Below are 22,914 nucleotides of genomic sequence, written 5' to 3'. Positions count from 1 at the left end.
CATGGTAAAATTTATGCAAAGTATGCCTAATCCTGTATACCAAAATAACCGGCTAGAATTAAGTAATGTTAGGGGGGCGTGTATTGAATAAAACTGTAAAACTGCTGCAAGAGTTTTCCATTCCGTTAATTGCGGGCGTCATTGCGGCCTTGTTTTGGGCAAATATTGCGCCGGAAAGCTACCATCACTTTATTGAAGAACCTCTATTCGGAGAAGTGAATTTTCACTTTTTGGTCAACGATGTCTTTATGGTATTTTTCTTTGCCATTGCCGGGGTGGAAATCACCCAGAGCTTGTTGCCGGGGGGTGACTTAAACCCAATCAAAAAGGCGATTAACCCGCTCTTGGCAACTGCCGGCGGCGTATTGGGCCCTGTTGCGGTCTACTTGACACTCAATTCCCTGATCGGATCTCCCGAATTTGTCAGGGGCTGGGGTATTCCCACTGCTACCGATATAGCGTTAGCCTGGCTGGTGGCCCGATTCGTTTTCGGTGACAAGCACCCGGCAGTTAAGTTTTTGCTGCTTCTGGCCATCGCCGATGATGCCATCGGCCTGGTCATTATTGCCGTCTTCTATCCCGATCCGCTTCATCCGGTACAGCCCGTGTGGCTCCTCCTGGTTCTGGCAGGCATGCTGGTTGCTTACCTCTTGAGGCGGGCTAAAGTTTCAAGCTATTGGCCCTATATTCTCGGGGGCGGATTGCTTAGCTGGCTGGGCCTGCACAATGCCCATTTGCACCCGGCGCTGGCCCTGGTATTTATTGTTCCTTTCCTGCCTTCCGCCCCGAAAGTCGAAAGCGGCTTGTTTGAAGCTGAAGAGGGAGAGCATAGCACCTTGGCTACCTTTGAACATGAGTGGAAAGTAATTATTGATTTCGGCCTGTTCTTCTTCGGCTTGGCCAACGCAGGGGTAGAGTTTTCCGCTATTGGAGTCCCTACCTGGCTGGTAACCGCCGGATTATTTATCGGCAAGACTGTGGGTATCTTCTTGTTGGGTTATATCGGTACGCTGCTTGGTTTCCCTCTGCCCAACCGGATGACGAAAAAAGAGCTGTTTTTAGCCGGGTTTGTGGCCGCTATGGGCTTGACTGTAGCCCTGTTCGTGGCGGGAGCCGCCTTCGTGGACCCGGAAATTCAAGGGGCGGCTAAGATGGGGGCCTTATTTAGCGCCGGTGTATCAATCATAGCCATTATTTTAGGCAGGGTGTTAGGCATCAAAAGGATTACCGCAGATTTGTGATTTTACCCTTCGTTTTAAACAGGTGAAGCAGTAGTATGATAAGCAGGCTACTGGCTTTAAGCCGGTAGCCTTTGCTGTAAACGTTTATGCCCAACGCTTAAAACTTGGTTTCAGGTTGGCTGTTAGCTAAAAAACCCGTTTTGCGGGTTTTTTTTTGTGGTATACTATCCCTAGTATGGGGTGATGGAAATGATTACAATTCGTACTCGTTATTATAGAATAGATCCGAAGGTGCCTAATTTGACTCATATTCAGGAAGCCGCTGAGATTTTAAGAAAGGGCGGTGTGGTCGCTTTTCCTACGGAAACGGTTTATGGGCTCGGCGCCGATGGGTTAAACCCGGAAGCGGTAGCCAAAATTTTTAAGGCTAAAGGCCGGCCAGCCGATAATCCGTTGATCATGCATGTGGCCCAACAAAAAGAAATTGACCTGCTGGCCAGGGAAATTCCACCCCTGGCTGAACGCATGATGGAACTCTTTTGGCCGGGCCCTCTGACTTTGATTCTGCCCAAAAGCCGGTGCGTACCCGATATTGTCACCGCGGGGCTTGATACGGTAGCTGTCAGGATGCCGGCCCATCCTATCGCCCTGGCGTTTCTGAAGGCAGCCCGCGTACCGGTAGCCGCCCCCAGCGCCAATCTTTCCGGAAGACCCAGTCCTACCATTGGTACCCATGTTTTAAAGGATTTGGCGGGGAAAATAGATGCAGTGGTTGACGGAGGCAAAACCAGTGTAGGCCTCGAATCCACAGTTTTGGATTTGACATCGGACCCGCCTGTTATACTGCGCCCTGGCGGAGTAACTTTGGAACAGCTCCAGGAAGTCCTGGGCCAGGTAGTGTTGGACCCGGCGATAAGAGGAGAGTACTTGATTGATGGCCTCGTGCCGCGGGCGCCTGGAATGAAATATGCCCACTATGCCCCCAGGGCAAAAGTTTTTCTGGTTGAAGGGGAGCCCTGGCAAGTGGCCCTAAAAATGAAAGAGCTGGTGGAACAGCATAAAGCGGAAGGTAAAAGGGTAGGGATTATTTGTACCGAGGAGATGCTGTTTTTGTGCAGGGAAATGGTGCCCCAACCCGACCATTACGAAACCCTTGGTCCAGGAGAAGATTTGGGCGAAGTAGCATCCAGGCTTTACAGTGCCTTGCGCAACTGTGACCGTTATCACCTGGACGTTGTTTTTGCTCAAACTTTTCCTGAAAATGGAATAGGTGTTGCTATTATGAACCGGCTGCGAAAAGCGGCAAGCCATCGTGTTATAAAAGCTTGAGTGAGTAATATTTGCCAGCAAGCCGAAATAAGAATTAAGGTAGCTGTTGAATGAAGTCCGGGAGGCTGGCTATGGGGGAAATTCTCTTTTTAAGCCTGTTGGCAGGTCTGGCCACTGCCATCGGTGCCTTAATTATTCTGGCATGCGGCAAACCTTCGGAAAAAATGCTTGCTGTTTTTTTAGGTTTAGCAGCGGGAATCATGTTGAGTGTAGTTATTCTTGACCTGTTGCCGTCATCCTTGGACTATGGCAGTATCCATACTTTAACCGCCGGTTTTGTTGCAGGCCTGCTTTTGCTCACGTTGTTAAGTAAACTGCTTACCTTTGCCGGCGGGCAAAAAAGCGCGGCCAGGGACAAAGTTTATCTTCGCAGGATGGGCTATTTGATTGCCATCGGCATCGCCCTCCACGATTTGCCCGAAGGAGTTGCCATTGCAGCAGGCTTTTCGGCTACGCTGCATTTGGGCTGGTTGATTGCTGTGGCTATAGGCTTACATAATATCCCGGAGGGAATGGCAACCGCTGCTCCTCTTTTAATGAGCGGCCTTAAGCCTTCCAGAATTGTCGGCCTAACCGGTTTGGTCAGTATCTTTACCCCGGTAGGGACTATGCTTGGACTGTTGATTGTAGGATTATCCAAATCCTTTATTTCGTTTTTGCTGTCCCTGGCTGCCGGGGCCATGTTTTATATCGTTTTCTGGGAAATAATTCCTGAATCCCGTCAGCGCCATCCCAATTACTCCCTGCTCGGTATGTTTTTGGGTTTTTTAGTAATATTTATGCTAAGCATAATGGAGTAGCTGACAGATATTTCAGCATACTAAAAGTACTAGAAACAGTTCTCAGTTGACATTTTGTCCATCGCCGCGTAGATGCTGCCGGCTGATAGCTGGTGGCTGACGGCTTTTTACCGGAGGTAAAACCATGACGCTTGCAACAGTTTTGTTGGTGGCTGTAGCATTGGGCACCGATGCTTTTTCTATGGCCATCGGGATAGGTTTAACGGGCATCCGCTGGCGTAGGATAGCAATGATTTCCGGGATAGTTTCCCTCTTTCACATTTTTATGCCTTTAACAGGGCTCTTTTTAGGCTCTCTGTTGGGAAAAGCCGTAGGGCAGCTGGCTTCTTACATCGGGGCGGTGGTGCTGATTTTTATCGGCATTCAAATGCTCAGGGAGGGTTTTGGCGAAGATACCGGCATTATGAATTTTGGGGTGGCCAGGAAAACTACTCAAGTCCAAGGGCCTTACCCGGTGCAGGTTTACAGCGGCTTATGGGCTATGCTGGTTTTAGCCGGCAGCGTCAGCCTGGACGCCCTGACAGTGGGCTTTGGCTTAGGCACTTTAAAAGCCAATCTGGCTCTGACTGTGCTGATCATGGGCGCTGTAGCGGGCATCATGACAGCGACCGGCTTTATTCTGGGCAAGAGAATGGGTTCCTGGCTGGGCGAAAAAGCCCAGATTGTCGGGGGAATTATATTAACTATAATAGGAGTTAAAATGTTTTTCTAGCCTTCAGCTGTCAGTTATCAGCCATCAGCAAAAACCTCTTAGGACTACCTCCCTGACAAATTATCTTAAGCTTAATAGAAATACTTAAACAGCTGATAGCTGAAGGCTGGTGGCTGAAAGCTTATCGAGGAGGGTTGAAATGCGTACAATTCTTTTCGTATGTACCGGCAACACCTGTCGCAGCAGCATGGCGGAGGCCCTGGCCCGTGATTTGGCCGCAAAAAAGGGTTTAGCTGAAAAGGTTACTTTCATGTCGGCAGGTACCGCAGCTTGGCAGGGGTCGCCTGCTGCTGACAACGCGGTTCGCGCCCTGCGCGAAATTGACATTGATCTCAGTAAACACCAGGCAAAGCCTGTGAATGCGGAACTGCTGCAAAAAGCCGATCTTATCCTTGCCATGACCAGGGACCATAAACACCAACTGGCCCAGTTTTACCCAGAGGTTGCGGACAAGCTTTTCACCCTGCATGAGTACGCTGCAGGCGATGAAAACGGCGAGCTTGATGTGGCAGACCCCTTTGGGCAATCTTTGGAAGTATATAAAGAATGCGCTGCCGAAATCCAGGCTGCTGTCGACAAAGCACTGGATAAGTTTATGCAAGACGATGATCTAAAAAAGCTCGAGTGAAACAGGGACCCGGTCCCTTTTCTTTTATGTTTTCTTTTTTTTGACGCGTAATTGTCGAAGAAAGAGGAATAATTAAACCAAAGGTAGAACAATAACAGTTAGCCGTCAGCTTTCAGTAGTTAGCATATAGCCATCATCCGAAAAAACTATTTTCCGTAATTTGGCGGAACTTACACTTGATAATGCCTGGTTAATGACCTGTAAGAAATACAATAAGAGCTGATAGCTGGCGGCTGAAAGCTGAGGGCTGCTAGTTGCTAGCTGCTAGCTGAACAGGAGTGAGAAATTTGAAAATTGCTTTAGGATGCGATCATGGCGGGTACACACTTAAAGAAAAAATAAAAGCATATCTACAGGAGAGCGGACTGGAGTTTACTGACTTTGGCACCATGAGCACCGATTCCGTTGATTACCCCGACTACGCTTTGGCTGTTGCGGAGGCTGTAGCGGAAGGAAAATACGACCGGGGCATACTGGTCTGTGGTACCGGGATCGGCATAGGCATAGCTGCCAATAAAGTTCCGGGCATTAGGGCCGCGCTGTGCAACGATACTTTTTCCGCCCGGGCCTCACGGGAACATAACGATGCCAACATTTTGACTTTAGGCGAGCGGGTGGTAGGCCCGGGGTTGGCCCTTGATATTGTAAAAATTTGGCTGGAGACGGAATTTGCCGGCGGCAGACACCAGAGACGGATAGAAAAAATTAGGGAAATTGAGCAAAAGTATTCTGGACGTCAGTAATGACCCCGTTAGCTATCAGCAGAAAGCCACCATGCTGAAAGCTGATGACTGATAGATGAGCTCAAACTAATGACCAACGACTCAATTACCCGAGTGAAATACATACAACTGATAACTGTTGATAACTGTCGACTGGGGACTGCCCCAGAGGAATACATGCAATTTAGAAATAAGAAAGTAAGGCTAAAAGCTTACAGCTGATGGCTGATAGCTGATGGCTGTTAATACAGAGGAGGGTAAATATGGAATTAAATACAATTGCCCAGCAGACCCGCCAAGCCGTCAGCGGGCTTCTGGAAGCGGCCAATTTAAAGCCGGGGCAAATTATGGTTGTGGGCTGCAGTACCAGTGAGGTGGTAGGGCAAAAAATAGGGACGGCCTCCAATCTGGAAGTGGCGCAAACCATCATGGCTGAATTATTGCCTTTGTTGCAGGAAAAGGGCATCTACCTGGCGGTCCAATGCTGCGAACACCTTAACCGGGCCCTGGTCATCGAAGAAGAAGCGGCTGAAAAATACGGTTTTGAGATCGTCTCTGTTATCCCGGCGCCTAAAGCGGGTGGGTCCTTGGCTGCGGTTGCGATGGAGCGTTTTGACAGTCCGGTTGTGGTCGAAAAGATTGTGGCCCATGCCGGCATTGATATCGGGGATACTTTTATCGGCATGCATCTCAAGCACGTGGCTGTACCGGTCAGGCTGCCCCTGAAAAATATAGGTAATGCCCACTTGACGCTGGCGCGGACTCGTCCCAAACTAATCGGGGGAGAAAGAGCGATATATTGTAAGTAGTCTTTTAAGAAGGCTGTCAGCTGTCAGCTAACAGCCAACAGCATCAGTTCTTAGCTTCTAGCTGTAATTTTAAGTTTTTTTTGATAAAATTAAACAGTATTTGCTTTTTATTATTCTTCTGATAAATAAGACATAAGAGGTTGTTAACTGGTGGCTGAGAGCTGAAGGCTGACGGCGGATGATTAAATTGGAGGGATAAATTTGTCAAAAGTCTATGTACTGGACCACCCATTAATTCAACATAAGATCACTTTAATCAGGGCGGAGGATACCGGTTCCAAAGACTTCCGGGAGTTGGTCGAAGAAGTTGCCATGCTGATGGCCTACGAGGTTACCCGTGATTTTCCTTTGGAAGAAGTGGAAGTCAAAACTCCCCTTACAACTTGCAAGAGCAAGATGCTTGCGGGCCGCAAAGTGGGGATTATCCCTATCCTCCGTGCTGGTCTCGGAATGGTGAACGGAATGCTGAAACTGATCCCTGCCGCTAAAGTGGGTCACGTCGGCTTATACAGAGATCCGGAGACTTTGCAGCCCGTTGAATACTACTGCAAGCTCCCCACCGATGTGGCCGAAAGGGACATCATTATCGTAGACCCGATGTTGGCTACCGGGGGTTCGGCCTCTGCCGGCATACAATTTATGAAACAGCGCGGCGTAAAAAACATCAAGCTGATGTGCCTAATCGCGGCTCCCGAAGGGATTAAAAGGGTCCAGGAGGAGCACCCCGACGTGGATATCTTCACGGCGGCGGTGGACGAATGCCTCAACGACCACGGCTATATCGTCCCCGGCCTGGGCGACGCAGGAGACAGACTGTTTGGCACAAAATAGCTATCAGCTATCAGTCGTCAGCCATCAGCTAAAAACATGTCCTAGAGGTCTTATATGCCGAAATATGAAAATTTATTAGTATGGCAAAAGGCTCATGCATTTGCATAATTTATGAAGTCACTCAACAATTTCCGAAAGCTGAGATGTTTGGTCTGGTAAGCCAAATACGAAGGGCGGCTGTATCAATACCAGCTAATATTGCAGAAGGCCAAGTCAGACAATATGATAAAGAATTTATACAGTTCTTACACATTTCAAAAGGTTCAACTGCGGAAGTTCAATATTATTTAAGACTTAGTTACGATTTGGGCTATATAAATGATACGCAGCACAAAATCTTGGATGACTATGTAGAAGAGCTTTTTAGGCTACTTAATGCATTTATTGGAAAGCTGAAAGCTGACAGCTGATGGCTGACGGCTGGACAAGAAAGGAATACAAAATGTGATGCGTCCGAGTTGGGATTCTTATTTCATGGAAATTGCTGAAACTGTTGCCAAACGTTCCACCTGCTTAAGGCGCCAGGTAGGTGCGATTATTGTCAAAGATAAACGTCTGTTAACCACCGGCTATAATGGAGCCCCCAGCGGCCTTCCTCACTGTGCCCAAGTTGGCTGTCTGCGGGAAAACTTAAATATCCCTTCAGGGCAGAGGCATGAGCTATGCCGGGGTATTCATGCTGAGCAAAATGCTATTATTCAAGCTGCCCTCTATGGAGTAAGCATCCAGGGAGGAACTTTTTATACCACTACCCATCCGTGTGTAGTTTGTGCTAAAATGATAGTTAACGCAGGCATTGTGAAAGTTATTACTAAAGGAGATTACCCTGATGCCTTAGCCAAGGAGATCCTTGATCAAGCGGGGATACCGGTCGTAAAGTACGAAGACTAGAATACAGAGGCTATCAGCTCCCAGCTATCAGCTATCAGCCAACAGCCATCAGTTGTTAGCTTCTTGCTGTAGTTATAAGTTTTTTTAGATAAAATTAAACAGTATTTGCTTTTTATTACTCTCTGATCAATAAGACATAAGAGGTTGTTGGCCGGTGGCTGAGAGCTGAAGGCTGACGACTGAAAGCTGATGGCTGAAAGCTTGAAGGCTGCTGGCTGACAGCTGACGGCTACCTCATAAGGAGTGCGGAAAATGCAAAAGAAGATAATCGCCCTGCCACGGTTGGACAACCTCTCCCCCACCATGGAATCCACAGCCTTAAAACTGATGGAGGAGACGGGGGAGTTGGCCCAAGCCATAGGTAAGTTCAGGGGGCTAAACGGAGAAAAAATAAGCATGGAAGAGCAGGAGGTAATGAAAATGATTACCCGGGAGCTCCTGGACGTGGCCCAAACTGCTGTATCCATGATGTTCGTACTGGAAGAACACTACAATGTCGATCTTTCCCAGGCTTTGGAAGAACATATATCTAAGCTGATGAAAAAGGGCTACCTCAAAAGCAGCTAGCAGCTAGCAGCTATCAGCCAACAGCTATCAGCTATCAGCCAACAGCTATCAGCTATCAGTTGTTGGCCGGTGGATGAGAGTTGAAGGCTGACGGCTGAAAGCTGACGGCTGACCAGAAAGGCGTGACTATAGTGCTAAAAGTTCTTTCCGTTTTCGGCACCAGGCCGGAGGCGATTAAAATGGCTCCCTTGGTTCAAGAACTGGCCAAATACCCCGGGGAGATAATTTCCAAGGTGGCAGTTACGGCCCAGCATAGGGAAATGCTGGATCAAGTGCTGCAGTTATTTGCCATAACTCCCGATTACGATCTGGATATTATGCAGAGCCAACAAACCCTCACCCAAATCACCACCAGGGCTCTGGAAGGCTTAAGCCAAGTATACGAGAGGGAGCAGCCGGACCTTGTGCTGGTGCACGGTGACACTACCACCACTTTCGTGGCTTCCCTGGCTGCTTTTTACCGCCAGATTGCCGTGGGCCATGTGGAAGCGGGTTTAAGGACCGGCAACAAGTATTCTCCCTTTCCTGAAGAGATGAACCGCAGACTGACCGGGGCCATTGCCGATTGGCACTTTGCGCCTACAGGCTCCGCCAAGGCGAATTTATTGCGGGAGGGGATTAGGGAAGAGCAGATCTTTGTTACCGGCAACACGGTAATCGACGCTTTACTGGCAACAGTCAACCCCGTCTTTAACTTTAGCGGTATTCCAGGGTTGGAAGGGCTTGACTTTGAGGGGCGCAAAGTGGTGCTTATCACAGCCCACCGGCGGGAAAACCTGGGCGAACCTATGCGCCATATCTTTGCAGCCCTGCGGCAACTGGTGCTGGAGTTCCCAGAGCTGGAAGTGGTTTTCCCGGTACATAAAAATCCCAAGGTCCGCTCGGTGGTGCAGGAGGTTTTAGGAGAACTGCCGCGGGTGCGCTTAATCGAACCTTTGGACTATGAGCCTTTTGTTAACCTCATGGCCCGTTCTTTTATTGTCTTGACCGATTCGGGAGGGCTGCAGGAAGAGGCCCCTTCCCTGGGCAAGCCAGTCCTGGTTTTGAGAGATACCACCGAAAGGCCCGAGGCTGTTGCCGCAGGTACGGTCAGCCTGGTGGGCACCGGCTTTGAGCAAGTTTATCGTGAAGCGAAGCGGCTGCTTATTGACAACGGTTATTACCGGCAGATGGCAAATGCAGTGAACCCCTACGGGGATGGTAAAGCCGCCCGGCGTATCGTGCAGAGCCTGCGGTTTGCCTACGGCCTTACTGACCGGCGTCCTGATGATTATCAATCATAAAAATTTTAAATAATTTCCAGCAAGATATCTAATAAAAATACCAAAACAAAACAAGGAATTTGGTAAACATGAGTCGAATAGTACACAGGCTTAAATTATAAAGCAGGTTTAAGCATTCCACCAAAAAAAGGTATAATTTCTCATTCCCTGGGAATTGTAAAGAAGAGTTTAATTAGCCCGAAAATATAGGGGGAAGCAGTAATTGAAAAAAGATTACTGGAATTACGCCCGGTATGCGAATTTTGCCTTTTCTTTTGGTATAACCATGGCTGCAAGTATTTTGCTGGGCTATTTTGGGGGTAACCTGCTTGACCGGAAACTGGGAACTGCCCCTTTCCTGATGCTGGCAGGAATTTTGCTTGGAGTGGGGGTATCTTTTTACTCCTTGCTGCAGGAATTGTACTTGCTGGAAAAATTTAAGCCGCCCGGCAAGGAAGCTGCGGTCAAAAAAATTGGACGGGAAGAAGATTACCAAGATGACAAAGGTATGGACAAATGACCGGTGTTGATTACAAAGAATTTTTACTTGGGGTGGTTTTTGCCCTCCCGTTTACAGTTTTAAATTCCTTTTTGGTGGTTAAAGCTCTTGTGCCCCGTGGAGGAGAAAAGCCCTTCAAAACCTATAATCGGCTGATGGGCCGGGTCCTTTTAAAAATGGCTGTCTCCCTGGCGGTGCTGGTGATAGCCGGCCTGCAGGGTGAGGCGTTTTTGCTGGGGGCACTTGCAGGGCTGCTGTTGCAGTTTGTTTTTTACCACCCGCGTATAATTGCTATTTTCAAAATGAAAGGGGTGAGTTAAGTGCAGGAAAGAATAGCGGAATTAGCAAATATTATGGAACACCTAAAGCCCCATACCGTTTTTCAGATCGGTCCCATACCGGTTTCCTCAACAGTGGTGAATGCCTGGATTGTAATGGCTGTTTTGTTTACGCTGGTGCTTATCTCTACCAGGAATTTGAAGCTTATCCCTTCAGGCAAACAGCATTTTCCGGAAATGATAGTTGAATTTTTATACGGGCTCCTGGAATCCGTTTTGGGCCACGGGGGTAAAAAATACATCCCTTTGGTAGGCTCCTTGTTTATCTTCATCTTGTTTTTAAACTGGGCCTGGTTTATTCCCGAAATGAAGCCCCCGACCATGGACCTCAGCACTACGGCGGCTTTTGGGGTGACCACCATTATCACCGTGCAGTTAATTGGAATTAAGAACAAAGGGTTGGTGGAATACTTAAAGCATTTTCTTTCCCCCACTCCCGTTCTTGCTCCTTTGAATGTGATTGAGGAACTGGTCAAACCGGTTTCCCTGTCGCTCCGTCTTTTTGGCAATATGTTCGGGGAGGAAATGGTGGTAGTAATTCTCTTTACCCTGGTGCCCCTTTTCGCTCCCGTACCAATTCAGATGTTAGGTGTGCTGATGGGCTTCATCCAGGCTTTTGTGTTCACACTCCTGACCACAACTTACATCGCCGCTATGGTACACGGCCACTAATAGCTCTTAAGATTGTCTCTAGGGTCGGCCATCAGCTATCAGCTGTTAGCCATCAGCTTTTAATTGAATTTTAAAAATAAAGGCTGATCGCTGACAGCTGAAGGCTGAAGGCTCAAAGCCTTTAAGCAAAAAATTATTTGCAATTAACCATCTTAACTCAAAAGAATTTGGTTGTGCTTAACAAAAGAAGGGAGGTTTAGTCATGTTAGGTTTTATTGGCGTTGGACTGGCAATCGGTTTAGCAGCCCTGGGTTCTGCTCTTGGCCAAGGTAATGCTGCCAGGGGAGCTATGGAGGGCATTGCCCGTCAACCTGAAGCCGCAGGGGATATCAGAACTAATCTGCTTTTAGCCCTGGCCTTTATGGAAGCGTTGACGCTCTTTTCCTTCGTTATCGCTATCTTAATGTGGACAAAGCTCTAATACTAGCTAGCACTCTTTTGGGTCAGTCGTTAGTCCTTAATCCTTAGTCTTACATTCCTTTTTTGGAAATTAGATGCTAACAACAAACTAATGACTAACGACTAAGGACTAAGGAGGCGGCCGGAAGGCCGCTATGCGGCACAGCCCTTGGGCGGATAAGAGAGGCTCTCTTATTCGCCCACGTACTATTTTTAGGCCGGAGGTGAGGCTTGACATGGAAGTACTGAAGGCTCTTAATTTTGACGTCTGGACCTTCATTTTGATGGCAATCAACTTGCTGATTGTCATTGGCTTTTTATATAAATTTCTCTACCAACCGGTTGGCCGGATTTTGGCAGAGCGGGAGCAGCGGATCGCCGGTTCCTTGGAGGAAGCTCAAAAGGCCAGGGAAGAGGCAAGCGCTCTTTTAGCCAAGTATGAAGAGCAAATTTCCAATGCTAAGAATGAAGCCCAGGAAATTATCAGCCGCGCTACCAAGCTGGGTGAAAGCATGAAGGAGCAGATTCTTGCCGAGGCCCGGGAGGAAGCCGGTAAAACCCTGGCCAGGGCCAAAGCTGAAATCGAAGGTGAAAAAGCTAAAGCTTTGGCTGAGATCCGGGGCGAGATTGCCGGCATGGTTATCATGGCAGCCGGCAAGGTGATTGAAAGAGAACTTTCGCCCAAAGACCATGAGAAGCTGCTTAAGGAATTTGTAGCAGGGGTGGGCGAAGTACAATGAGTGATCAGGCAGTAGCGCACCGCTATGCACAGGCCCTCTTTGAGCTGGCCTTGGAAAATAATCTCTTAGACCGGATTGAAGAGGAATTGAATCAAATTCTCCGGGTGGCGGCAGAAAGCGAAGAATTCAGGCGGATGCTGGACAACCAGCTCATTCCAGCCCCGGAAAAACGGTGGGTTTTTGACCAAATCTTCGCCGGAAAGCTGCATCAACTTACCGAAAACTTCTTCTATGTGCTGCTGGAAAAACGCCGGGAACGGTTTCTTACCGGTATAGTCAAAGCATATACCAAACTGGCTGACAGGCAGCGCAACATCATTGAAGCGGAAGTCAGGAGTGCCGCCGAGCTGTCCCAGGAAGACAAAAAGGACCTGGAACAAAAGTTATCCCAGTCCACAGGCAAGAATGTGCGCCTCATCCATAAAGTGGATAAGGGGATTATCGGCGGGGCAATAATTAAGATCGGGGATAAAGTGCTGGATGGCTCCATCGCCACCCGCCTGCAGAAGATGAAAGAGATTCTTATGGGATAGCTGTCAGCTCCCAGCTTTCAGCCAACAGCAAAATAATGTTTAGGCTGACGGCTGTTGGCTAGGCTTCAAAATCAGAATAACTGTTGTAAGTTTAGAATTTATTTTGTAGGTTAACGTAAACATGCGAGGTGAAATATATGAGTTTAAGGCCGGATGAAATCAGCTCGATCTTGAAAGACAAGATCGCTAATTTCCGGTCCGGGGTTGAGGTTTCCGAAGTGGGAACTGTAATCCAGGTAGGGGACGGCATTGCCCGGGTTTTTGGCTTGGAAAAAGCCATGGCCGGGGAAATGCTGGAATTTCCCGGCGGCATTTTCGGCATGGTGCTGAACCTGGAGGAAGATAACATCGGTTGCGTTATCCTCGGTCCTTATACCGGGATCAAAGAAGGTGACCAAGTCAAACGCACCGGCCGGATCGTGGAAGTTCCGGTAGGCGAAGCCTTAATTGGCCGTGTAGTTAACGCGTTAGGACAGCCCATCGACGGCAAGGGCCCCATCACAACCAATAAGTTCAGGCCCGTGGAGTCGCCTGCCCCTGGGGTTATTTACCGTAAGTCAGTGCACCAGCCGCTGCAGACCGGTTTAAAAGCTATTGACTCGCTTGTGCCCATTGGCCGGGGACAGCGGGAACTGATCATCGGTGACCGGCAGACGGGTAAAACCGCCCTGGCAGTTGACACCATTATCAACCAAAAAGGCCAAAATGTGATCTGCATCTATGTGGCCATAGGCCAGAAGGCCTCAACCGTGGCCGGGGTTGTCAAAACCCTGGAAGACCACGGCGCCATGGATTATTCCATAGTTGTTTCCGCCTCGGCCAGTGAGCCGGCGCCTATGCTGTATATTGCTCCCTATGCCGGCTGCGCCATGGGTGAAGAGTTTATGTACAACGGCAAAGACGTGCTGGTGATTTACGATGACTTATCCAAACAGGCAGCTGCCTACAGGGAGTTATCGCTGCTCTTGCGCCGTCCGCCGGGCCGGGAAGCCTATCCCGGTGATGTATTTTATCTCCACTCCCGCCTGTTGGAGCGGGCTGCCAAGCTGGGCGATGAAATGGGCGGCGGTTCACTTACAGCTTTGCCTGTAATTGAAACCCAGGCCGGTGACGTGTCGGCTTACATTCCTACTAACGTTATTTCTATTACTGACGGTCAGATTTTCCTTGAGTCCGACCTGTTCTATTCCGGGGTGCGTCCTGCAATTAACCCGGGTATTTCCGTATCCCGGGTAGGGGGCGCTGCCCAAATCAAGGCCATGAAGCAGGTTGCCGGACGCCTGAGGATTGACCTGGCTCAGTACCGGGAGCTGGCAGCTTTTGCCCAGTTCGGTTCTGACCTGGATAAAGCCACCCAGGCCCGCCTGGCCCGTGGTGAGCGGATCGTGGAAATCCTGAAACAGGGCCAGTATGAGCCGATGCCGGTAGAGGAACAGGTAGTCAGCATCTATACCGCCGTTAACGGCTACCTGGACGATGTACCTGTTGACAAAGTCAGGAAATTTGAGGCTGAATTTTTGACTTTCATGAAAAACAGCCATCCCGACATCTTAAAAGAGATTGTCACAAGCGGCAAGCTTTCCGATGAACTGATTGAGAGCTTAAAGAAAGCAATCGAAGAATTCAAAGCAACATTTACAGCGTAGACCGATTAAATATTTCACAAAACTTTAATGCAGCGCGTGCGTCAGTGAAAGTATGCTGAAGGCTGTAAGCTGACGGCTGATTCTGCAGCGCACTGCGCCATAAAGGTGGTGAACCTACAATGCCAGGAATGCGGGACATCAAGCGGCGCATCAGGAGTATTGAGAGCACGCAGAAAATAACCAAGGCCATGAAAATGGTGGCAGCCGCTAAGCTCCGTAAGTCCCAAAACAAGGTAGTCTCTGCCCGTCCTTATTCCGCAAAGCTGCAGGAGGTATTGGGCAGGCTCGTTCACGGCAGCGAGGATTACAGCCATCCTTTGTTGGATTCCCGGGAAACTTCCCGAGTGGGATATGTGGTTATAACCGCCGACCGGGGTTTATGCGGCGGCTATAACGCCAACCTCATCCGGCTGACCGAGTCCCTAATCAGGGAAAACGACAAGGAGAGCGTAATCATCGCCGTTGGTAAAAAAGGCAGGGATTATTTCCGCCGGAGAGGCTATACCCTCCTGCGGGAGTACCTGGACTTGGGCGATGACCCTAACTACATCCAAGCCCGGGAACTGGCCAGAGAACTGGCTCAAATTTATATCTCGGGAGAGGTTCAGGAATTGAACCTGGTCTATACCAAATTCTATTCGGCTATTCGCCAGCAGCCGCTTACAGAGAGGCTGCTGCCGGTTACAAAAGTAGAGAAAAAAGAAAACAGCGCCGAAGTTGACTATATTTACGAGCCGTCCGCCAAGGAAGTGCTGCATACACTGCTGCCTCGCTATTTAGAAACCCTGATTTACAAGGCCCTTTTAGAGGCCAAAGCCAGCGAGCATGGCGCCAGGATGACGGCTATGGATGCAGCCAGCGACAACGCGGGAGAAATGATTCAAAAATTGACATTGTCCTTCAACCGCGCCCGTCAGGCTGCCATTACCAGGGAAATCACCGAAATCGTGGGCGGCGCAGCAGCATTAGAATAACGAAGTTATTCTAATGCTGCGTCATTATTTACTAGGGAGTTAATTAGCAAAGGGGTGAGTTTATTTGAATAAAGGAAGAATTATTTCTGTAATCGGTCCAGTAGTCGACGTCCAATTTGAAGGGGCGCTGCCGGAAATTTACAATGCCATCAAAATTCGCAGCGAAGACCAGCCTGAAAAGATGGATGTCAACATCAACATCACCATGGAAGCCATGCAGCAGCTGGGCAACAACACAGTGCGCTGCGTTGCCCTTTCCTCCACTGACGGCTTGCGGCGGGGGATGGTGGCAGTAGATACGGGTGCACCTATTTCCATTCCGGTAGGCAGAAACACCCTGGGACGGATGTTTAACGTAATCGGGGAGCCCATCGACGGCAAAGGACCTATAGAAGTTAAAGAAACTCTGCCCATTCACAGACCGGCTCCTACCTTTGAAGACCTGGAGCCTTCAACGGAGATCCTGGAAACGGGAATTAAAGTTGTGGATTTGCTGGCTCCTTACGCCAAGGGCGGTAAGATCGGACTCTTTGGCGGTGCCGGCGTAGGCAAGACGGTGCTCATCATGGAGCTCATCAGGAACATCGCATACGAGCATGGGGGTTTCTCCGTTTTTGCCGGTGTGGGTGAGCGGACCAGGGAAGGTAATGACCTCTGGGTGGAAATGAACGAGTCGGGCGTTATCGACAAAACAGCTCTGGTATTCGGGCAGATGAATGAGCCGCCGGGCGCCCGGATGCGGGTAGGACTTACCGGCCTCACTTTGGCCGAGTATTTCCGGGACGCCGAAGGTCAGGACGTGCTGCTCTTTATCGACAACATTTTCCGCTTTACCCAGGCAGGCTCCGAGGTGTCGGCGCTACTGGGGCGGATGCCTTCCGCCGTGGGTTACCAGCCTACCTTAGCCACTGAAATGGGTGCGCTGCAGGAGAGGATCACTTCGACTAAGAAGGGTTCCATTACCTCCGTACAGGCAATTTACGTGCCGGCCGACGATTTGACAGACCCGGCTCCTGCTACTGCCTTTGCTCACCTGGACGCCACCACAGTGTTGTCGCGGCAAATTGCGGAGCTTGGCATTTATCCGGCGGTTGACCCCCTTGATTCCACTTCCAGGATTTTGGACCCCCGGATTTTGGGTGAAGAACACTACAACGTTGCCCGGGGAGTACAGCAGGTGCTGCAGCGCTATAAAGAACTGCAGGATATCATCGCCATCTTAGGCATGGATGAATTGTCAGAAGATGATAAGCTGGTGGTAGCCAGGGCCAGGAAGATCCAGCGCTTCTTGTCCCAGCCTTTCCACGTGGCAGAGGCGTTTACCGGCCAGCCGGGCGTGTACGTGCCTCTGAAGGAGAGCATCCGCGGCTTCAAGGAAATCCTGGAGGGCAAGCATGACAACCTGCCCGAGCAGGCCTTCCTAATGGTAGGGACAATTGATGAGGCTGTGGAAAGAGCTAAAGAATTAGCTTAAGGGCGTGATCTGTATGCTTGCAAAAATCGTAATGGAAGTAGTTTCGCCGGAACGCCTGGTGCTCCGTGAGGAAGTGGATTCTTTGGTTGCGCCGGGAAGTAACGGCTATTTAGGTATTTTGCCGGGACATGCTCCGCTAGTTACCGGCCTTGCCCCCGGTGTCCTGGAGTATAAGATCGAAGGCAAGGAAAATAAGCTGGCCATCAGCGGCGGCTTTATGGAAGTATATGAAAACAAAGCAACAATTTTGGCCGATACCGCTGAACGAAAAGAGGAAATAGACCTGCAGAGGGCCAAACGGGCCAAGGAAAGGGCTGAAAAACGGCTCCGAGAGCGTCCTGAAGGCCTGGATGTACAGCGGGCTGAGCTGGCTTTGCGCAAGGCTCTGGCCAGAATTAAAGCAGCGGAATAAAGGCCGGCATGAAATAAAAATCCCACCTATTCCCTGCAGGAAAATGGGGCAGCCAGGTAGAAACATTATAATATTGCTATGAATTTAGCAATTAACCTAAGGGCAGGAAACCCGCGGCAATAAGCCGCGGGTTTCCTGTTTTCATTTTGTATTTTTTTCTTTCAACTGATTAGCCGGTGGGAAGATGGTAAAACTACACATTAGACACATTGCCAAACCTGTTCTAAAATTAGGAGGTGTAAGATGCAAAAGCGTTTGGCTGTACTTTCATTTCTCGTACTCATAACTGTAATTTATTTTAACCCAGCCCTGCCGGCGCTGGCTTTTGTAAGAAACGGCACCCATCCTGCTTATCAGAGCTTTATGCATGCTGGCGCAAACTTGGAAGAATTAAATGTCCAGGCTTGGGCAAAATTAAAATACCCTCAAATAGAGCCCGGAAAAATGGTTGAAATATTAAAAGCCGTCTCAGCGGCTTTTGATCCGGAGGCAGTTTTTAAGCTTACCGCCGTGAGAGAGCACCACCTGCAAGGAATGATTTTGGAAGGCGATCTGGAGCCCGACTCTTTTTTTTACGCTAACCTGGCGACTTTGGGTGGGGGTAGCGAGCAGTCCGGCACTTATTTGCTGGTTAATTTAACCCAGCGGGGAAGCAGCACAAATCTAGAGGACTGGCAGGAAAAAGCCAAAGCTGCTTTTAAGAAATTGGGCGCAAGTCCCAAGGTCTCTGTGATTTTTACCGGGACCCTGGAAAAAGAGCTTACCCTGGTACAAAAAGAGCGGCTGGTCTACGAAATGTTTAAGGAAGTAGCCGCCTTAAGAGTTGAAGGAGTCTCCGGGCCGGAACTGGTCAGCATAAGCGGCTATACCCCTTTAATTAAGGACAGCCTGAAAGTTGACGGACGAAAAATCAATTTGAATATTGCCTTAAGCTATGATGATATTGCCGGAAAAACTGTTGTCCGTGTGGGTTCACCCCTGTTAAACGGGGAGTATTGATTCTTCCTACCCTGATTTTGCAGGATTTCAGGGTAATGTGACGAAATATAGAAAAGACAGTCGAGCAGGGAGGAAAGAATAGTTGGAGAAAATCATCGTAACCGGGGGAAAACGCCTGGAAGGCAGCATCACGGTGAGCGGGGCAAAAAATGCAGTCCTGCCAATTATTGCTGCTACTCTCCTGGCTGAAGACAAGTGTGTGCTGCATGAGATCCCTCACCTGGCCGATGTAGACTCGATGTGCCAGGTTTTAGATAGTTTAGGCGCAAAAATTTCCAGAGGCCCTGAGCAGGAGTTGGAAATTTGCGCCGAAGAAATTACAAGTACCGAAGCAACCCACGATTATGTCCGCCGGATGAGGGCTTCTTTTTTAGTGATGGGACCTCTCTTGGCCCGTTTCGGCCGCGCCAAGATGTCCCTTCCCGGCGGCTGTGCCATTGGAACCAGGCCCATCGACCTGCACCTGAAAGGTCTGGCTGCTCTTGGAGCCAGCATTAACATCGGGCATGGATTAATCGAAGCAAGCGCCAGCGGTTTGGTAGGAGCTAAAGTCTACCTGGATTTTCCCAGTGTGGGGGCCACGGAAAATATCATGATGGCAGGAGTCTTGGCGGAAGGCACCACTATTATCGAAAATGCTGCCGAGGAACCGGAAATAGTGGATCTGGCCAGCTTTTTAAACAGCATGGGAGCCCGCGTTTCCGGGGCGGGAACCAATATCATCAAAATCGAAGGTGTAAAAAGTCTGAAAGGGGCAACCCATGCGGTTATTCCTGACCGCATAGAGGCGGGTACATACATGGTAATGGCCGCTGCCACGGGCAGCAACCTCTTAATTGAAAACGTCATTGTGGACCATCTTAAGCCGGTGGTGGCAAAGCTTTTGGAAGCGGGAGTGGAAATTACCGAAGAGCCTACCGGCATCCGGGTCAAAGGAAACGGCAGGGTAGAGGCAGTGGATATCAAAACTTTGCCTTACCCCGGTTTTCCTACCGACATGCAGGCCCAGCTCATGGCCCTGCTGACTACCGCCAAAGGGACAAGCGTAATTACCGAAACAGTTTTTGAAAACCGCTTTATGCATGCAGATGAATTTAAAAGGATGGGCGCCCAGATTATTATCGAAGGGCACAGCGCAGTGGTCAAAGGGGTGGAACGCTTGACCGGAGCCCCGGTCCAAGCCACCGACTTACGGGCAGGAGCGGCCCTGGTAATTGCCGGGCTGATGGCCGAAGGACAGACGGAAATAGGAGCCTTGCACCACATCGACCGCGGCTATGATAACCTGGTAGAAAAGCTGCGGGCTGTGGGCGCAGATATCCGGCGGGAAAAATGCCAAGCCGGCGAATGTGCATGCTCGGGCGAATAAGGATATTTAAAGATAAATTTTATCCTTTTTTATAATTCCATCGCATTTTCAACTATACATTGTAGTAGAAATCTGCTAAAATATTTTTAGTTTTTAAAAACTTACCCGGCAGAGGCACGAGCCCGGCAGACTGCAAGTCCGGAGGCCAAGCCCGGTCCGGGTCAAAAAGCAACAGGGCGGACAGGATTCTGTACAGCTCTGTTGCTTTTTTATGTCGACTACTGTAAGGACTGACGATTAAGCTCTAGCGCTTGCGCGCTAGAGCTTAAACTCAGCTACCATGGTTTTCAGGTTCATTGCCAGCTGGTGCAGTTCCTGGGTGGAGGCAGCTATCTGCTGCATCGTTGCAGTCTGCTCCTCGGTTGCCGCAGCCACTTCCGAAGTCCGGTCAAACATGGTACCGGCCAGCCGGGCCACCTCATCCACTTCCGCCAGCACGGTGTTAACTGCTGCCACGATCTGGTTAGCTGCGGCAAATACTGCTTCTGACTGGGCCTGGGATTCGGCGATGGCCTGGCTGATCTGGCCGAAAGCCTCCCCGGCCTGGGCGGCGATTTTCATCCCCGCCTGGACAATATCCCTGCTCTTATTAATTGAAGCTACAGTATGGTTGATATCCTCCAGCACCAGCCTGATTAAATTGCTGATGTCCCCCGCCGACTGGGCCGACAGGACTGCCAGCTTGCGCACTTCTTCCGCTACAACCGAAAAGCCCCGCCCTTGCTCACCGGCACGGGCTGCCTCAATGGCCGCATTTAAAGCCAACAAATTGGTTTGGCTGGCGATATTGGTAATTACTTCAATAATTTTACCTATCTCCTGGGACCTGGTGGATAGCTGTTCCACCAGCTCATGGGAACTGGCTACCGTGGCGGAGATGCTTTCCATTTGGTCAATGGTGGAAGCAATAGCATCGCTGCCCGATTCAACCTGCTGCACCACCAAGGTCGATGCTTCGGTCGCTTTCTGGGTGCTGCTGCTGATCTGTTCCGCTTGCTGTGCCATTTGTTCCGCCAGTTCTTTGGTCTTGAGGGTGGAGTCAAGCTGCAGCTGGGCGTTGGCAGCCAGTTCCTGAGCCACCTGGCTGATGGATTCGGTAGCCTGGGCTGTCTGATCGGCGCTCAGGTTCAACTGGTCCGAGAAATCGGTTACATCGGCGGCGCTCTGATTTACCTTGCCGATTAGTTTCCGCAAATTTGTTACCATTTTGGCTGCCACGTTATTCAGCTGGACCATTTCGTCCTGGCCTTCCTTAATCTCCGGCGTGTGGGTTAAGTCTCCAGAAGCAACAGCATTTAAAGCCTCCATGTTTGCCTTCAAAGGTTTTAAGATACTGTATCTGACCAGGAAAAAAATCAAAATAATGGTTAAAAAGCCGCCCAGCACAACAACAAAGAAATTGGAATTAAAGATTAAGCTCACGGCGGGTAGCGGTATGATTATACTGACCATCCCGCGCAGTTCTCCCACTTTATACCCCTCTTTGGTATATCCTGTCAGATCCTTTTCCCCTTTGGGTTCTCCGTGACATTCCAGACAGGACTCCTCAATCCGCATTGGATAGGCATAACGCAGTACTTTTGTCCCGTCCGGCATTTTTACTTTCTCCGCAAAGTCGGCTGCCGTTTTTTGCCCCTCAAATTTGGTCAACACCTTCTTTTCCCATTCATCAGGCGCATTTTCGGGGTTGCGGTACATAAGGCTCGTATGTTTAATCTTATATCCGCCTTCTTTATTGAACTCATCGGCAATCATTTTGGAACCGATGACCGGGCTTATGCCCTTAAATTCATAATTGCCGTCCTTGTCGGTATTGATTTTATTCTGGACATTTGACAAAAATACCCGGGCTGCTGTAAGTTGCCGGACAATCACTTTTGCCTGTTCAAGGTAGATCTCCTCCGTCCGCTTGGTATTCTGAACATTTATCAAATAAAACAGGATGAGCACGCAGATAAACAATACCAGCGCCACTGAAGCGATAAACTTGGTTGCCAAAGTCATTCTTTTAAACACACGCATACACCGTCCCGCATGTTAATTAACCAATGGTATTTAATAAATTTGAATTCTACGTATTTTGTCAAGTTCCTCTTTCACCGGCAAGCTAAACATGCCGCCAGGGGCCAAAAACAGCACAAAATGCAATAAAAAAATTATAAAAAACAAGGTAGATTCTTGTCAAAATTGCCATTTCACGGTATGGTTACCTTAACATAGCTATCAGCCATCAGCTTTCAGCTATCAGCGGCAGACTTTAGCCTCTGGTTCTTTGTTGCAGGTATTCCTAAAACTGAGGACTGACGACGGATAGTCTCCGAAAGCTAGTCTCCGAAAGATACATGCAACTAAGGGCTAATGACTGACAACTAACAACGAGACCCTACATACATACCCGGGAGGAAAAACAATGGGCGATGCCATCTTCAAGCAAAAGAACGGGGTGCTGGGAGTGGGAATAGTTGCTCCCTGTGGTATAGTTACTCCGGAACAATTGATTGGCTTAGGCAAATTAAGCATCCAGGTAGGAAGTCTGGGCAGTAAGTTTACCACCAGGCAGACAGTGCTGTTCCTGATCCCCGAGGAAAAATTGGAGGAGTTCAGGCAGGGGGTAACAGACCTTGGCCTGAAAATAGGCTCTTTCGGTGAGGTGGTGCGCAATGTGAAAAGCTGCGCCGGCGGGGAAGAGTTTTGCCTCAGGGCGCTGACCGACGTATTTTCGCTTGCCGCATCAATTCAGGAGAAATTCATGGACCAGCCTGTTCCCCACGACTTTAAAATCTCTGTGGCCGGCTGTCACCGGGGCTGTACCGATCCCCTCTGCGCCGACTTTGGCGTTATTGCTACCGGGACGGATAAGTATAGCATTTATCTCGGCGGCAGGGGCGGCAGCAGGAAACCGGTCCATGCGGAGAAAATAGTTGAGGAGGTTACTGCCGCAGGAGTTGAGGCAGTGCTGGAATATGTTTTGGAAAAGTACCGGGCTTTGGGCATGCCTAAAGAAAGGCTGTGCAAAACCATTGTCAGGGAGGGACTGGCCCCCTTCATTCCCGGCGCTGAGTTGCTGGGCCAATACCGCCCGGTGGAAGAGGAAAACGATTTTTTAGCTTTTTTGGAGGGATAAAGC

General features: G+C 49.4%; 26 protein-coding genes. 25 read left to right on the top strand and 1 reads right to left on the bottom strand.

Features of this window, described 5'->3' with window-relative positions:
• Positions 1-83 precede the first annotated feature (83 nt).
• The 24 genes from EYS13_RS11360 (at position 84) to murA (ending at position 19,787) form a co-directional block, all read left to right on the top strand.
• Positions 84-1,241: a Na+/H+ antiporter NhaA gene (locus EYS13_RS11360; RefSeq protein WP_227762572.1), complete on the top strand. Its 1,158-nt coding sequence runs from the start codon at positions 84-86 to the stop codon at positions 1,239-1,241.
• A 189-nt stretch (positions 1,242-1,430) separates the two neighbouring features.
• Positions 1,431-2,510: an L-threonylcarbamoyladenylate synthase gene (locus EYS13_RS11355; RefSeq protein ID WP_227762570.1), complete on the top strand. Its 1,080-nt coding sequence runs from the start codon at positions 1,431-1,433 to the stop codon at positions 2,508-2,510.
• A gap of 71 nt (positions 2,511-2,581) precedes the next feature.
• Positions 2,582-3,310 (top strand): ZIP family metal transporter, encoded by a 729-nt coding sequence (locus tag EYS13_RS11350; RefSeq protein ID WP_227762565.1) that lies wholly within the window; start codon positions 2,582-2,584, stop codon positions 3,308-3,310.
• A 124-nt stretch (positions 3,311-3,434) separates the two neighbouring features.
• Positions 3,435-4,022: a manganese efflux pump MntP gene (locus tag EYS13_RS11345; RefSeq protein ID WP_227762564.1), complete on the top strand. Its 588-nt coding sequence runs from the start codon at positions 3,435-3,437 to the stop codon at positions 4,020-4,022.
• 139 nt (positions 4,023-4,161) lie between these two features.
• Positions 4,162-4,650 (top strand): low molecular weight protein arginine phosphatase, encoded by a 489-nt coding sequence (locus EYS13_RS11340; RefSeq protein ID WP_227762563.1) that lies wholly within the window; start codon positions 4,162-4,164, stop codon positions 4,648-4,650.
• A gap of 287 nt (positions 4,651-4,937) precedes the next feature.
• On the top strand, positions 4,938-5,393 hold the full coding sequence (rpiB, locus tag EYS13_RS11335; RefSeq protein WP_227762561.1) for a ribose 5-phosphate isomerase B: 456 nt from the start codon (positions 4,938-4,940) through the stop codon (positions 5,391-5,393).
• Positions 5,394-5,635: 242 nt separating this feature from the next.
• Positions 5,636-6,181: a TIGR01440 family protein gene (locus tag EYS13_RS11330; RefSeq protein WP_227762560.1), complete on the top strand. Its 546-nt coding sequence runs from the start codon at positions 5,636-5,638 to the stop codon at positions 6,179-6,181.
• A 201-nt stretch (positions 6,182-6,382) separates the two neighbouring features.
• Positions 6,383-7,012: a uracil phosphoribosyltransferase gene (upp, locus tag EYS13_RS11325; protein ID WP_227762559.1), complete on the top strand. Its 630-nt coding sequence runs from the start codon at positions 6,383-6,385 to the stop codon at positions 7,010-7,012.
• 80 nt (positions 7,013-7,092) lie between these two features.
• Positions 7,093-7,422, top strand: a complete 330-nt coding sequence (locus EYS13_RS11320) for a four helix bundle protein (RefSeq protein ID WP_227762557.1) — start codon at positions 7,093-7,095, stop codon at positions 7,420-7,422.
• Positions 7,423-7,459: 37 nt separating this feature from the next.
• Positions 7,460-7,903 (top strand): deoxycytidylate deaminase, encoded by a 444-nt coding sequence (locus EYS13_RS11315; RefSeq protein WP_227767904.1) that lies wholly within the window; start codon positions 7,460-7,462, stop codon positions 7,901-7,903.
• A 252-nt stretch (positions 7,904-8,155) separates the two neighbouring features.
• The gene (locus EYS13_RS11310) at positions 8,156-8,470 is read left to right on the top strand and encodes a MazG-like family protein (RefSeq protein ID WP_227762556.1); all 315 of its coding nucleotides are present in this window, start codon (positions 8,156-8,158) and stop codon (positions 8,468-8,470) included.
• A 131-nt stretch (positions 8,471-8,601) separates the two neighbouring features.
• Positions 8,602-9,753 carry a non-hydrolyzing UDP-N-acetylglucosamine 2-epimerase gene (gene wecB, locus EYS13_RS11305; protein ID WP_227762549.1) on the top strand — a complete coding sequence of 384 codons (1,152 nt, stop codon included), beginning with the start codon at positions 8,602-8,604 and terminating at the stop codon, positions 9,751-9,753.
• Between the two features lie 202 nt (positions 9,754-9,955).
• Positions 9,956-10,252: an AtpZ/AtpI family protein gene (locus EYS13_RS11300; RefSeq protein WP_227762547.1), complete on the top strand. Its 297-nt coding sequence runs from the start codon at positions 9,956-9,958 to the stop codon at positions 10,250-10,252.
• Positions 10,249-10,551, top strand: a complete 303-nt coding sequence (locus tag EYS13_RS11295; RefSeq protein WP_227762545.1) for a hypothetical protein — start codon at positions 10,249-10,251, stop codon at positions 10,549-10,551. The genes EYS13_RS11300 and EYS13_RS11295 overlap by 4 nt, the downstream gene beginning before the upstream one ends.
• On the top strand, positions 10,552-11,241 hold the full coding sequence (gene atpB / locus EYS13_RS11290; RefSeq protein ID WP_227762544.1) for a F0F1 ATP synthase subunit A: 690 nt from the start codon (positions 10,552-10,554) through the stop codon (positions 11,239-11,241).
• A gap of 202 nt (positions 11,242-11,443) precedes the next feature.
• Positions 11,444-11,662 (top strand): ATP synthase F0 subunit C, encoded by a 219-nt coding sequence (gene atpE / locus EYS13_RS11285; RefSeq protein WP_227762541.1) that lies wholly within the window; start codon positions 11,444-11,446, stop codon positions 11,660-11,662.
• 214 nt (positions 11,663-11,876) lie between these two features.
• The gene (gene atpF / locus EYS13_RS11280) at positions 11,877-12,380 is read left to right on the top strand and encodes a F0F1 ATP synthase subunit B (protein WP_227762538.1); all 504 of its coding nucleotides are present in this window, start codon (positions 11,877-11,879) and stop codon (positions 12,378-12,380) included.
• On the top strand, positions 12,377-12,913 hold the full coding sequence (locus EYS13_RS11275) for a F0F1 ATP synthase subunit delta (protein ID WP_227762536.1): 537 nt from the start codon (positions 12,377-12,379) through the stop codon (positions 12,911-12,913). The genes atpF and EYS13_RS11275 overlap by 4 nt, the downstream gene beginning before the upstream one ends.
• Before the next feature lie 137 nt (positions 12,914-13,050).
• On the top strand, positions 13,051-14,559 hold the full coding sequence (atpA, locus tag EYS13_RS11270) for a F0F1 ATP synthase subunit alpha (RefSeq protein ID WP_227762534.1): 1,509 nt from the start codon (positions 13,051-13,053) through the stop codon (positions 14,557-14,559).
• Between the two features lie 119 nt (positions 14,560-14,678).
• Complete coding sequence (gene atpG / locus EYS13_RS11265; protein WP_227762532.1) at positions 14,679-15,533, top strand: ATP synthase F1 subunit gamma; 855 nt, start codon at positions 14,679-14,681, stop codon at positions 15,531-15,533.
• A 64-nt stretch (positions 15,534-15,597) separates the two neighbouring features.
• Positions 15,598-17,007: a F0F1 ATP synthase subunit beta gene (atpD, locus tag EYS13_RS11260; protein WP_227762530.1), complete on the top strand. Its 1,410-nt coding sequence runs from the start codon at positions 15,598-15,600 to the stop codon at positions 17,005-17,007.
• Between the two features lie 13 nt (positions 17,008-17,020).
• A complete protein-coding gene (locus EYS13_RS11255) occupies positions 17,021-17,419 on the top strand; it encodes a F0F1 ATP synthase subunit epsilon (RefSeq protein ID WP_227762528.1) in 399 nt (132 codons plus the stop codon).
• A gap of 243 nt (positions 17,420-17,662) precedes the next feature.
• Positions 17,663-18,418, top strand: a complete 756-nt coding sequence (locus EYS13_RS11250) for a YwmB family TATA-box binding protein (RefSeq protein WP_227762527.1) — start codon at positions 17,663-17,665, stop codon at positions 18,416-18,418.
• 82 nt (positions 18,419-18,500) lie between these two features.
• On the top strand, positions 18,501-19,787 hold the full coding sequence (murA, locus tag EYS13_RS11245; protein WP_227762526.1) for a UDP-N-acetylglucosamine 1-carboxyvinyltransferase: 1,287 nt from the start codon (positions 18,501-18,503) through the stop codon (positions 19,785-19,787).
• Positions 19,788-20,045: 258 nt separating this feature from the next.
• Here murA and EYS13_RS11240 read toward each other — a convergent pair whose 3' ends face one another.
• The gene (locus EYS13_RS11240) at positions 20,046-21,809 is read right to left on the bottom strand and encodes a methyl-accepting chemotaxis protein (RefSeq protein ID WP_227762524.1); all 1,764 of its coding nucleotides are present in this window, start codon (positions 21,807-21,809) and stop codon (positions 20,046-20,048) included.
• A 388-nt stretch (positions 21,810-22,197) separates the two neighbouring features.
• Between EYS13_RS11240 and EYS13_RS11235 the strand changes: the two genes are divergently transcribed.
• Positions 22,198-22,911: an NAD(P)/FAD-dependent oxidoreductase gene (locus EYS13_RS11235; protein WP_227762519.1), complete on the top strand. Its 714-nt coding sequence runs from the start codon at positions 22,198-22,200 to the stop codon at positions 22,909-22,911.
• Positions 22,912-22,914 lie beyond the last annotated feature (3 nt).

It is taken from the genome of Zhaonella formicivorans, assembly GCF_004353525.1.
Lineage (GTDB): Bacteria > Bacillota > DUOV01 > DUOV01 > Zhaonellaceae > Zhaonella > Zhaonella formicivorans.
The sequence above is the reverse complement of the archived record's forward strand: the minus strand, read 5'-3'. Positions and strand labels throughout refer to the sequence as shown.

Excerpts from the sequence above, each read along its gene's own strand:
- EYS13_RS11355 (WP_227762570.1), top strand. The coding sequence starts at position 1,431 with ATGATTACAATTCGTACTCGTTATTATAGAATAGATCCGAAGGTGCCT.
- EYS13_RS11350 (WP_227762565.1), top strand. The coding sequence starts at position 2,582 with ATGGGGGAAATTCTCTTTTTAAGCCTGTTGGCAGGTCTGGCCACTGCC.
- EYS13_RS11345 (WP_227762564.1), top strand. The coding sequence starts at position 3,435 with ATGACGCTTGCAACAGTTTTGTTGGTGGCTGTAGCATTGGGCACCGAT.
- EYS13_RS11340 (WP_227762563.1), top strand. The coding sequence starts at position 4,162 with ATGCGTACAATTCTTTTCGTATGTACCGGCAACACCTGTCGCAGCAGC.
- EYS13_RS11330 (WP_227762560.1), top strand. The coding sequence starts at position 5,636 with ATGGAATTAAATACAATTGCCCAGCAGACCCGCCAAGCCGTCAGCGGG.
- EYS13_RS11320 (WP_227762557.1), top strand. The coding sequence starts at position 7,093 with ATGGCAAAAGGCTCATGCATTTGCATAATTTATGAAGTCACTCAACAA.
- EYS13_RS11315 (WP_227767904.1), top strand. The coding sequence starts at position 7,460 with ATGCGTCCGAGTTGGGATTCTTATTTCATGGAAATTGCTGAAACTGTT.
- EYS13_RS11310 (WP_227762556.1), top strand. The coding sequence starts at position 8,156 with ATGCAAAAGAAGATAATCGCCCTGCCACGGTTGGACAACCTCTCCCCC.
- EYS13_RS11295 (WP_227762545.1), top strand. The coding sequence starts at position 10,249 with ATGACCGGTGTTGATTACAAAGAATTTTTACTTGGGGTGGTTTTTGCC.
- atpE (WP_227762541.1), top strand. The coding sequence starts at position 11,444 with ATGTTAGGTTTTATTGGCGTTGGACTGGCAATCGGTTTAGCAGCCCTG.
- atpF (WP_227762538.1), top strand. The coding sequence starts at position 11,877 with ATGGAAGTACTGAAGGCTCTTAATTTTGACGTCTGGACCTTCATTTTG.
- EYS13_RS11275 (WP_227762536.1), top strand. The coding sequence starts at position 12,377 with ATGAGTGATCAGGCAGTAGCGCACCGCTATGCACAGGCCCTCTTTGAG.
- atpA (WP_227762534.1), top strand. The coding sequence starts at position 13,051 with ATGAGTTTAAGGCCGGATGAAATCAGCTCGATCTTGAAAGACAAGATC.
- atpG (WP_227762532.1), top strand. The coding sequence starts at position 14,679 with ATGCCAGGAATGCGGGACATCAAGCGGCGCATCAGGAGTATTGAGAGC.
- EYS13_RS11255 (WP_227762528.1), top strand. The coding sequence starts at position 17,021 with ATGCTTGCAAAAATCGTAATGGAAGTAGTTTCGCCGGAACGCCTGGTG.
- EYS13_RS11250 (WP_227762527.1), top strand. The coding sequence starts at position 17,663 with ATGCAAAAGCGTTTGGCTGTACTTTCATTTCTCGTACTCATAACTGTA.
- EYS13_RS11240 (WP_227762524.1), bottom strand. The coding sequence starts at position 21,809 with ATGCGTGTGTTTAAAAGAATGACTTTGGCAACCAAGTTTATCGCTTCA.
- EYS13_RS11235 (WP_227762519.1), top strand. The coding sequence starts at position 22,198 with ATGGGCGATGCCATCTTCAAGCAAAAGAACGGGGTGCTGGGAGTGGGA.